This is a genomic window from Streptomyces sp. NPDC001868, assembly GCF_040297125.1.
Classification (GTDB): Bacteria; Actinomycetota; Actinomycetes; order Streptomycetales; family Streptomycetaceae; genus Streptomyces.
Window position 1 is genome coordinate 18200 of record NZ_JBEOYO010000084.1, and the last position, 9830, is coordinate 28029.

Annotated in this window: 12 protein-coding genes; 5 read left to right on the plus strand and 7 right to left on the minus strand. The window is 69.0% G+C overall.

The genetic code is table 11. The features are described from left to right. Positions 1-6: 6 nt before the first annotated feature. The 4 genes from ABT147_RS44485 to ABT147_RS44500 form a co-directional block, all read right to left on the minus strand. Positions 7-522 carry an anthrone oxygenase family protein gene (locus ABT147_RS44485; protein WP_351417649.1) on the minus strand — a complete coding sequence of 172 codons (516 nt, stop codon included), beginning with the start codon at positions 520-522 and terminating at the stop codon, positions 7-9. Positions 523-676: 154 nt separating this feature from the next. Next, positions 677-1345 carry an NAD(P)-dependent oxidoreductase gene (locus ABT147_RS44490; RefSeq protein ID WP_351417651.1) on the minus strand — a complete coding sequence of 223 codons (669 nt, stop codon included), beginning with the start codon at positions 1343-1345 and terminating at the stop codon, positions 677-679. Beyond that, complete coding sequence (locus ABT147_RS44495) at positions 1342-2175, minus strand: NAD(P)H-binding protein (RefSeq protein WP_351417653.1); 834 nt, start codon at positions 2173-2175, stop codon at positions 1342-1344. Before ABT147_RS44495 ends, ABT147_RS44490 begins: the two co-directional genes overlap by 4 nt. A gap of 156 nt (positions 2176-2331) precedes the next feature. Then, positions 2332-2493 (minus strand): hypothetical protein, encoded by a 162-nt coding sequence (locus ABT147_RS44500; RefSeq protein ID WP_351417655.1) that lies wholly within the window; start codon positions 2491-2493, stop codon positions 2332-2334. Positions 2494-2674: 181 nt separating this feature from the next. Here ABT147_RS44500 and ABT147_RS44505 point away from each other — a divergent pair, with 181 nt between their 5' ends. Continuing rightward, on the plus strand, positions 2675-3058 hold the full coding sequence (locus tag ABT147_RS44505; RefSeq protein ID WP_351417657.1) for a DoxX family protein: 384 nt from the start codon (positions 2675-2677) through the stop codon (positions 3056-3058). Between the two features lie 106 nt (positions 3059-3164). On the opposite strand, the gene ABT147_RS44510 is transcribed toward ABT147_RS44505, so the two are convergent. Beyond that, positions 3165-4361 carry an NAD(P)/FAD-dependent oxidoreductase gene (locus ABT147_RS44510; RefSeq protein ID WP_351417659.1) on the minus strand — a complete coding sequence of 399 codons (1197 nt, stop codon included), beginning with the start codon at positions 4359-4361 and terminating at the stop codon, positions 3165-3167. 113 nt (positions 4362-4474) lie between these two features. Next, on the minus strand, positions 4475-4927 hold the full coding sequence (locus ABT147_RS44515) for a nuclear transport factor 2 family protein (protein ID WP_351417661.1): 453 nt from the start codon (positions 4925-4927) through the stop codon (positions 4475-4477). A gap of 149 nt (positions 4928-5076) precedes the next feature. On the opposite strand from ABT147_RS44515, the gene ABT147_RS44520 reads away from it, so the two are divergent. Further along, positions 5077-5967 (plus strand): LysR family transcriptional regulator, encoded by an 891-nt coding sequence (locus ABT147_RS44520; protein ID WP_351417663.1) that lies wholly within the window; start codon positions 5077-5079, stop codon positions 5965-5967. An 87-nt stretch (positions 5968-6054) separates the two neighbouring features. On the opposite strand, the gene ABT147_RS44525 is transcribed toward ABT147_RS44520, so the two are convergent. Then, a complete protein-coding gene (locus tag ABT147_RS44525; RefSeq protein ID WP_351417665.1) occupies positions 6055-6525 on the minus strand; it encodes an Lrp/AsnC family transcriptional regulator in 471 nt (156 codons plus the stop codon). Between the two features lie 95 nt (positions 6526-6620). Between ABT147_RS44525 and ABT147_RS44530 the strand changes: the two genes are divergently transcribed. The 3 genes from ABT147_RS44530 to ABT147_RS44540 all read left to right on the plus strand — a co-directional run bounded on the left by ABT147_RS44530 (position 6621) and on the right by ABT147_RS44540 (position 9335). After that, positions 6621-7496 carry a TIGR03619 family F420-dependent LLM class oxidoreductase gene (locus ABT147_RS44530; protein ID WP_351417667.1) on the plus strand — a complete coding sequence of 292 codons (876 nt, stop codon included), beginning with the start codon at positions 6621-6623 and terminating at the stop codon, positions 7494-7496. Then, positions 7493-7921, plus strand: coding sequence for a nucleoside deaminase (locus tag ABT147_RS44535; RefSeq protein ID WP_351417669.1), 429 nt, complete (start codon positions 7493-7495; stop codon positions 7919-7921). The genes ABT147_RS44530 and ABT147_RS44535 overlap by 4 nt, the downstream gene beginning before the upstream one ends. 496 nt (positions 7922-8417) lie before the next feature. Continuing rightward, positions 8418-9335: a DUF1963 domain-containing protein gene (locus tag ABT147_RS44540; protein ID WP_351417671.1), complete on the plus strand. Its 918-nt coding sequence runs from the start codon at positions 8418-8420 to the stop codon at positions 9333-9335. Positions 9336-9830 lie beyond the last annotated feature (495 nt).

Genomic DNA, 9830 nt, shown 5'->3' on the forward strand with positions numbered 1-9830 from the left:
CCCTGGTTACACCGCTCGTTTGACAGGTCCGACTGTCCGCGCCGAGGTGTTCGGCGGGCTTGAACGACGTGTACGAGGCAGCGACGTTGCAAGGGCGAGGGCCGCGAAGGCGAGGACCGCGGCTACCGTCCGGACGGCGTGGGCGATCTGCCAGCGGTCCCGTACGTCGGTCCAGTTGGAGGGCGGGGACTGGACGTTCCAGTGGAGTTGATCGGAGTTGATGGGCAGGTTGACGGTGAGCGTGAGGCCGAGAACGAGGACCAGAAGGGCGAGTGCGGCCACGGTCGGCCATCGGGTGTTTGTTCGGTAGGTCTGGTAAGCCAGTACCGCTGTGGCGATCAGCGCCGGCAGGAGTGTGGCGACGGCGAGTTTGTCGAGGGAGTCGAGTTCGACCAGCCGGACCTGGGTGTAGACGGTGCTGTCGAAGCCGCGCAGCGAGAGTTCCAGGACGAGGACTGACGTGAGGAATCCGGCGAACAGTCCCGCGCATACGAGGCTGACGAAACGGGCGTACTTCGTCATGATCACGCTCTTTCGTGATGGGTGGGTGACGACCCGGGCGGCGCAGGGGCGGGCGGGACGGCCGAGGCGTCTTCTTGACTTTGTTGGTGGACGTCGCGGGTCGTCGCTTGTTTCCTCTGTCGCAGCCCGGGTCGTGCGCGTGGCTGGTTACGGGTCAGTTCGCGATTCCTACGACCTGCTCGATGGTGTCCGGCTGGTTCACCATGGCAAGCATGTGGTGGGCGACGTCGGCGCGTGGCACGGAGAACCCGCCCCGGATGTTGCGGTTCCACGCGGTCCGGTACGTGCCGGTCAGGGGCTTGTCGGTGAGTTTGGGCGGGCGCGACACCGTCCATTGCAGTCCGCTGTCGCGCAGGGTCTGCTCGGTCACGGCGAGGTCGGCGTAGTGCCGGCCGAACATGGCCCGGGTCAACGGGACTCCCAGGTGGCGCATGAAGAAGCCGTCGCCGGGATCGTGCCTGGGTGGCGTCGGCCGGCCAGGCACCGGCACCGGTCCGACGGGTGCGGCGCTGACGATGATGATCCGCCGGACGTGTTCGGCCCGCATCGCCGCGACGATCGCGCGGGTACCACGGGAGGTGATGCCCGCGTCCGCGCGCGGGTTTCGCGGGCCGAGCGCGGACAGTACGGCGTCGGCGCCGCGTACCGCCGCGGCGAGTGTCCGCATGTCGGGTCGGGTGAGGTCGACGGCGACCGTCCGGACGCCGCCCGGCAGCTCACGTGGGCGGCGGGCCACGGCGGTGACGTCATGCCCGCCGGCCACCGCCTGCTCGACCAGGTGCCGTCCGATACCGCCGGTGGCGGCCACGATCGTGAGTTTCATCGGGGTCCTCCTGCGGTGAAGGCGGCACGGTGGTCCTGCGCCCAGGTGGCGTACGTGCGTGCCGGGCGGCCCAGCAGCCGCCGCACGGTGTCGGTCGTGGGCCCGGCTTCGCGGGCGTAGTCGGCCAGCGAGCCGAGCAGCCGGTCGGGTACCTCGTCGGGCAGGCCGGCGGCGAGCATGCCGCGGCGGATCTCGTCCGGTGCGGCCTCGACGAACGACAGCGTCCGGTCGAGCGCCGTGCCGAGCGCGGCGACCTTCTCCGGCTGGCTCAGCGACTGCTCTCCGGTGAGCAGGTACGTCTGACCGCTGTGCTGCGGGTGGGTCAGGGCGAGGGCGGCCACCGCGGCGATGTCACGCTCGTCGACGGTCGAGGTTCTCGCGTGCGGGTATGCCCCCCGCACGGTCCCGGTCGCCCGGATCTGCCCGGCCCAGGCCAGCGTGTTGGCGGCGAAATCGGCGCAGCGCAGGATCGTCCAGTCCAGGCCGCTCCCCCGGGCGATGTCCTCGACCGCGTGGAACTGCTGCCGGAAGCGTGCGTGCCCGGCCGGGTACTGCACGGTCACGGAGGACAGTACGACCACTCTTGCCGCGCCCGTCTCGCGGGCGCGTGCCAACAGGTCGACAGCAATGGTTCCGGCGGCACGCGGGCTGAGCAGGACGGCCTCCACGCCGTCGAGGGTGGCAACCTTCGCGGGGTGGACGAGCTGTGTCCCCGCGGGGAATTCGGCGTGCGGGTCGCGGGTGACAGCGGCGACCTCCGCTCCCCCCTCGACCAGGAGGCGGACGGTTTCCCGGCCGACGACGCCGGTGGCCCCGGTGATCAGGATCATGACTGAACCCCTCGTGGGTGTGTCGATAGTCGATCTTGCGCGATGGATGATCGCGGTTCGTGTCGCGGGAAGACGTCACGGGCGAGCCGTGCGCCAGGATCATCGGCATGCGGCGCTGAAACCTCCGGTACCTGCCCTGTCAGGCTGGTCGGGAGATCACTGGGTTTTACGGGTCTGCTTCACTTCCTGCAGCTCCCGGCCGACCGACAAGAAGTACTTGAGCGCCTTGCCGGCGGGCGGGCGGGCTGGCGGGCGGGCTGGCTGGCTGGCTGGCTGGCTGGCTGGCTGGCTGGCTGGCTGGCTGGCGAAGTAGTTCATCGCGCGTCCATCGTGTGCTCCTCCACGTTCGTCGATGCCTTCTCCCCTGAGACGAGAGGGCCCTCACGCCTGTGACACGACGCGGTGTGACCCGCGTCCCTCCGCTGACCGGACTCGGGATGTCACAGGCCGAGTCGCTGCCTCGTCTCGGGTACGGAAGTCCTCGATCAGGGAGTTGATGATGAACGTCGCGCTGTGGATCATCGCTGGGGTGCTCGCCGCTGTCTGTCTGGTGGGCAGCTCCAAGATGTTCGTGCCGCGGGAGAAGCTGGCCGCGATGGGCTCCTCTGCGCAGTGGGTCCTGGAGTTCCGCCCCGGCGCTCTCAAGGCCATCGGCGCCGTCGAGCTGTTGGCTGCGGTCGGCCTGATTCTGCCCGCGGTGCTCGACATCGCGCCGGTGCTGGTGCCGCTGGCCGCCACCGGACTCGTTCTGCTGTTCGCCTGCGCGGTCACCATGCGTCTGCGCCGTGGCGAGAGGGCCACGATCGTCGGCGACCTGATCTACCTCGCCCTGGCTGCCTTCGTCGCATGGGGCCGTTTCGGCCCCGAGTCCTTCACCGGCTGACCACCGGCGCACATCAGTCGAGCGCCGAAGTGCCAGGCACACTCCAGGTCGTACCGATACACCTACCAGCCAACGGAGTCACCCACGTCGGCTGCCGGTGCGCGGTTCAGGCGGACTGCTCGGCGGTGGCCGCCGTCTCGCGGCGCTGGGCCCGCAGCAGTCGGCGGCCCTGCTCGCCCTTGGCCCAGGTGTGGGAGCCGGGCTTGCGCGCCTCGTTCACCAGCTGCTTGACGGTGAGCTTGCACACGAGTTCCTTCACCTTCGCGCCTGTTCGGCCGCCGAGGTGGAGCCGCTTGGCGGTGTCGTCCTTGTGGGCGAACTGGAACATGCCCGCACGGCGCCCCAGGCTGATGCACTGGCCGGCGAACCCCAGGTCGATCGGTGCGGGCCGCTTGCTCGTGATGCGGCTGAGCACCGTGTCGGCGGCGTGTGCGCCCAGCGGGCCGGCGGCCTGGCAGCTCATCCGGAACGGCATGTCCGACGGCGCCGCCGAGTCACCGGCGGCGACGATCCGCTCGTCGTCGATGCTCGTCAGAGTCTCGTCGGTGAGCAGGCGGCCCAGAGTGTCGGTGCTGAGCCCGCTGCGGGCGGCCAGCTCCGGCACGCCGAACCCGGCGGTCCAGATGGTGACCTCGCTCGACAGCTCACGGCCGTCGCCGAGCCGCACGCTGTCGCCGGTCACCTCCGTGACCTTCGTGCCGGGGCCCTGCGACACCGTCACCCCGAGGCCGGCCAGCCGCTTGGCGAGCGAGCGGCGGCCGTTCGGGTGCAGGTAGGGGCCGAGCAGCCCGCCGCAGACCAGGGTCACGGTGCGGCCCGCCTCCGCGAGTTCGGCGGCGGTCTCGATGCCGGTCGGACCGCCTCCGACCACCGTTACAGGGGCCGTGGCGGGAGCGGCGTCGAGGACCGACCGCAGGCGCTGCGCCTCCTCGAACGTGGCGATCGGGTGGGCGAACTCGGCGGCTCCGGGTACGCCCGGATCGGCGCTGCCGCTGCCCACCGCGTAGATCAGGTAGTCGTAGCCGGCCGTGTCGCCGCTCGCCAGCTCCACCCGGCGCCCCGTCGCGTCGATCCGGGTCACGGTGTCGACCACCAGTCGGACGCGCTCGCCCAGGACCTTCCGGTAGTCGTTGACGGCCTTGTGCGTTCCGCCCGCCAGCTGGTGCAGTCGGATCCGCTCGACGAAGTCCGGGCGGGCGTTGATCAGCGTCACGGTCACGTCGTCGCGCTGTGTCAGCCGGTTGGCCGCCATGACCCCGGCGTATCCGCCGCCGATCACGACGACTTCGGTGTTCTCAGCCATGGTTTCTTTCCTCCGCTGTATAGGAATTCGCGTTTCAGGAATTCGCGCACGCAAGATGTCGACTTGGCGCGCAAGATGTCGACTTCGCACACCGTGACGGCGTGCGGGACGGATCAGCTGAGGCCGAGGCGCTGCGGCGCCGAGCCTCGGAGCGGGGTGGAGTCCAGGTACCGGACCTCGTAGATGCGTTCGCTGAACTTCCAGCCGTCGCCGGTTCGCTCGTAACGGTCCTGGTACAGGGCGTAGTTCAGGTGCGAGCTGCCGTCGCGCATCCGTCCGAACTCCTGGATGTACGCCCGGCCGGCCGCAGTGTCGCCGTCCAGCCGGATGACGCCCGGGTGGACGTTCTGCACGAAGAACTCCCAGAGCGACTGGCCCCACTCGATCCCCGCGCGGATCTCCTCGCGGCCGACGAACTCCTTGTCGATGTGCGGCCAGCGCATGGCGCCCTCGGGCGTGAACAGCGAGACGGCGCGCTCGAAGTCACGCATCATCACCGCGTCCGTGAGCTCGGCCCGCAGCGCCTCTATCTCGACGCGATCGACGATGGCCCGCATGTCGCCCATCGGTTTCCCTCCCCATCCATGTGTGCGTCAGGCGGGTGCCGCCTGTCCGGTGGTGATGGATCCAGCATCGGCGCGGGCGAACAGCGGAACAATGTAAGGTTTCTTGGGCTATTCATAATGTGGCGGTTATGCATGGGTGGGGGTTATGCATGGAGCTGCGTGACATCGAGATCTTCCTGACCTTGGCCGAGGAGCTGCACTTCGGACGCACCGCGGAGCGGCTTCATGTGTCCCAGGCACGCGTCAGTCAGGCCATCGCCAAGCAGGAACGGCGCCTCGGCGTCGTCCTGTTCGACCGCACCAGCCGGCGCGTCACCCTGACCCCGGTCGGCCGGCGTCTGCGCGAGGACCTCCAGCAAGCCGTCGACCTTCTCCGGGAAGGGCTCGCCCGCGCCGAAGCGGCCGGCTCGGGGACGAGGCAGACTCTGCGCCTGGGTGTGTTCGGCCATGCCGGCCACGAACTGCGCCCCCTCATCGAGGCCTTCCGCTCCCGCCACCCCGGCAGCGATGTCCAGTTCGGCGAGATCAACGGCAGCGACCCGTTCACCGCGCTGCGCACCGGAGAGCACGACGCGCACGTGCTCTGGCTTCCGGTGGCCGAACCGGACCTCACGGTCGGCCCGACCGTGCTGACCGGAGGCCGCGTGCTCGCCGTGGCGGCAGACCATCCGCTGGCCGATCGCGGCAGCGCGTCCCTGGAAGACCTCGGCGACAACCATGTCGTCGACTTCGGCCCCGCCGCCCCCGAGTACTGGATCGCGGCCATGGTCCCCACGCGTACGCCGCTCGGCCGCCGCATCCCGCGCGGGCCCGCCGCGCGTACGTTCCACGAGGTTCTCTCCCTGGTCGCCTCCGGACAGTGCGTCCACCCGCTGGGCGAGATCGCCGCCCGCTACAACAGTCCCCCCGGCATCGTCTTCCTCCCCGTTCACGACGCCCCCACCATCCACTACGCCCTCACGTGGCGATCCACCGACGACAGCCCCACCCTCCACGCACTGGCCCAGACCGCCGCCGCCCTCGGGCCCATCTCCATGTGACAGCGGAAGACGGGCAGTTGATGGTCGCCGCTGCTGGACGCCAGGCCGGGCCCCGGCGATGGAGTGGCGTCCGCGCAACGTCAGCGCCTACCTGACGGTGTTCCCCCGAGGCACACCCGTGCCGCGCAACGGAAGCGTCCGGCTGAGGACGAGGTTGGTGGTGGTGCTCCCGAACTCGGCCAACTCGTCGACGATCTCCTCCAGGTGGGCCATCGACGTGGCCGCCACCTTCATGACGTAGCAGTCGTCTCCCGTGGTGCGAAGGCACTCCAGGATCTCCGAGCGCTCCTCCAGCAGCCGGCGCAGCGGCTCGTGCCGGGTTCCCGGCCCCGGATACTTGAGCCGGACCACCGCCATCACCGGGTAACCGGTCCGCTCCGGGTTCACCTCCGCCCGGTAACCCGTGATCACCCCGGCCTCCTCGAGCCGGCGCACTCGCTCCTTGGTCGCCGACGCACTCAGGTTCACCCGCCGCGCCAGCTCGGTGAACGGGATCCGGCCGTCCCGTTGGACTTCTGCCAGGATCGCCCAGTCCGTCGCGTCGAGACTCTCGGTCATGCGCCCATTCTACCGGCGGATCCACGGCCGACCCGCCTCTGAACAGGCGGGAATCCCTTCTGACGACCCATACGCCCTGCCTAGGGTTGGGCCCTATGAAGATCGGAGTGAACGTCCCCAATTTCGGCCCGGGCACCGACCCCGGAGTGCTGCGCAGCTGGGCCCAGACCGTAGAGGGCCTGGGCTTCGACCTACTGATGATCTCGGACCACATAGCCATCACGCCGGATGTCGCCGAGCGCTATCCGGCCCCCTTCTACGAGCCCTTCACCACCTTGTCCTGGCTGGCCGGCCTCACCACCCGTATCCAGCTCGGCACGACGGTCCTCATCGCTCCCTACCGGCACCCGCTGCTCACCGCCCGGATGACGGCCAATCTGAATGAGCTGAGCGGCGGCCGGCTGGTCCTCGGCGTGGGAGTGGGCTGGGCACGGCAGGAGTTCGCCGCCCTCGACATCCCGTTCTCACAGCGCGGACAGCTGACCGACGACCACCTGCGGGACATCCGGGCCGCCTGGAAGGACACCGCGTCCTACGGAGAGCGCCGGATCCCGGTGTGGGTCGGCGGAAACAGCGACGCGGGACTGCGCCGGGCCGTACGACTCGGAGACGCATGGCATCCGCTGCGCCCCACCGTGCCGTGGCTGCGCGAAGCCGCGACCAGGCTGGAGACGTACGCGGACGAGCAGCACTTGCCCGTGCCCGCCCTGGCTCCCCGCATCGCCCTGCGACTCACCAAGGAACCGGTCGACGGAGCGGGACGGCTCGCCGGTGAGGGCACCATCGACCAGATCATGGACGATCTCGACCAACTGCGGCTGCTGGGCGCCAAGTCCGTCGTCCTCGACACCTACCCGGGCGACCCCCGCGCGACGTGTCACCCGCAGGCGGCCTGGCAGGCCCTCGCCACCGTGGCCGCGCACCTTCTCCCGCCCAACACCCCACCCCGCACCACGATGGAGCAGTCATGACAACACCCGACGACCACACCCTCCTCCGGCAGGCCATCTCGCTCGCGGCCAAGGCACGCGCGAGCGGCAACCCGCCCTTTGGATCTCTGTTGGCAGGACCGGACGGGACGATCCTTGCCGAGGAGTACAACACCACCCTCACCGACAACGACGTCACCGCACACCCGGAACTCAAACTGGCGAGGTGGGCCGCAAGAGAGCTCGACGCGCAGACGGCGGCAGGCACCACGATGTACACCAGCTGCCAGCCGTGCGGGATGTGCGAGTCCGTCATCCAATGGGCAGGGCTGCGGCGAGTGGTGTTCGCCCTGTCCAACGAACAGCTCCTGGACATCAGGCCGGGCAGCGGCCGACCGCCCGTGCCGCAGGACGGCCCCGCGCTGCTCGACGAGGTACGGGCCGCGGTCGAGCCCTACTACCGCTGACCGCCGGGACCGGGGCAGAGCGGAACGCACCTGGGTACGCTCGCCCCTCCCAAAGGAGCTTGGAACGTGTGGATCGAACGGAGTTCCTGGACGGTGATCTTCCGGCGGTACGTGCGTGAAGCCAGGGGCGAGTGCCCGTTTGTGGTCGTTGCGAGGCGAGTTGAGGGCGCTTTGAGTTCAAGTCGGGGCTAACCTGACGGGCCCTGCTCGCTCGATGGTGAGGAGAGCAAGTGCCCACTCTGATCAACGCTGTTGATGTCCGCCCGCGCGTGTACTACAGGACCATCCAGATCGGCCCCATCCTCTTCGAACAAGCACCGGCGGAGGACGACATTGTTCAGATCCCCGGGGAAGGCTGGAGCCTTGCCTCCAGCGACAACGTCCCCGGCCACCTCACAGCAGGCGCAGTGTCTGGTGCTCTGACCGTATTGGTGAGTGGCCGAGCCTGTGCGGGCTGGCGGTATATGCCACCTGCGGGTAAGTACCATGCCCAGCCATGGGCTATCACCAGCAATTCCATCGCGCGGCGATCGAACGGGGCATCCCGGAGGATGAGGTCAGCAAGTTCGCCGAGTTCCTGCGATTCGCGATCTGGACAAGTGAGCACCCCAACGGCGTTCCGGTCGGGCGTAGCGGCGGGTTACCCCGGCTGCCGGTGGGCATGGAGTGGCCGTCCTCCGAGCACGGGCCACTGCCGTTCGTCGCCTCCTTCGACTGTGCGGCGCTTCCCAGAGTCGACGGCCTCGCCTTGCCGGCGGACGGCTCGCTGCTCCTCTTCTTGCACCACGAGTGGGCCCACGACACCTATTCCGTCGCCGACGAGCAGAAGTTCGCGCGGGTTGTGTACGTACCGGACGGCACCGACACCGCAACAGCGGAGGAGCCCGACCACGACGAGGACATGTTCTGCAACATGACGCTCGACTTCGTCGGCCGGGAGTACGACCTCTTCGCCACGGTCAACGCGGAACTGCCCAGCTGGTTCGAGGACGACGATGAGGCTTCGCGGTCCGACAACGAGGAGCACCTGGCTCGCAACCTGGCACATTTAAAGGAACTCCGCGCTCTGGTCGGAGAGCTCTGGCCAGAAAGCAACGGCGCCGCCGTCTCTCTCGGCGGGTACTCCATGGGCATCGGCGAGCTTGCCACCGACAACATGTACACCACTCCGGAGACCAGGATGGCGGAGAACATCCTTGAGGCACGCGAAAAGGCCGGCGAACTCGTCATCCCGCCGGACGACTGGCATCTGCGCCTGGAGGGGGAGGCTCTTCGGGTGATGCGCGAGTGGGTGCCGCTTGCCCAGTTCGAGCCGGGGGACGAGGTCTACCACGCGCGTTTCCTGATCCGCCACGACGACCTCGCCGCCGGTCGATTCGACAAGGCGCTGTCCTTCACCGCATTCACCGAATAGGCGGCGCGGCGATCGGCGTACGTCCCGCGACGCACGACGATCGACACACCCCCGGCCGTCGAGGAGCTTCGGCGAACGTACAGCCACCTCCTGAAGGACCACGCCGACACACACGGGGCGGTAGCCGCCGGCCCGACGGCGAGGCCGAAGCTGTCCATCGTTCGCGATGCCGCCTAACAACCGCACCCCCGCGCCCCGCCCCTGAGAGGGGGCAGGGCGAACTTCAGCGGGGCTGAGGCCGACACCGGCCTCAGCCCCGCTCCCGTTCTCAGTCCACTGCTATCGGAGAGGTACAAGCTAGTGCTCTGACCGGGAGGTTTGTCGGTTTGGCGGTCATTCATCTTCCGAGGCGCGGCATCCCGATGCTGACGACGGCGCGGTGAGAGCCGAGGAGCCGGTTCGCAGAAACAGTTTGGTGGGGGGGGGGGGGGGGGGGGGGGGGGGGCGCCCCCCCCCACAAACAACGAGGGAAAGGACGAAAAGGATATATAAGGG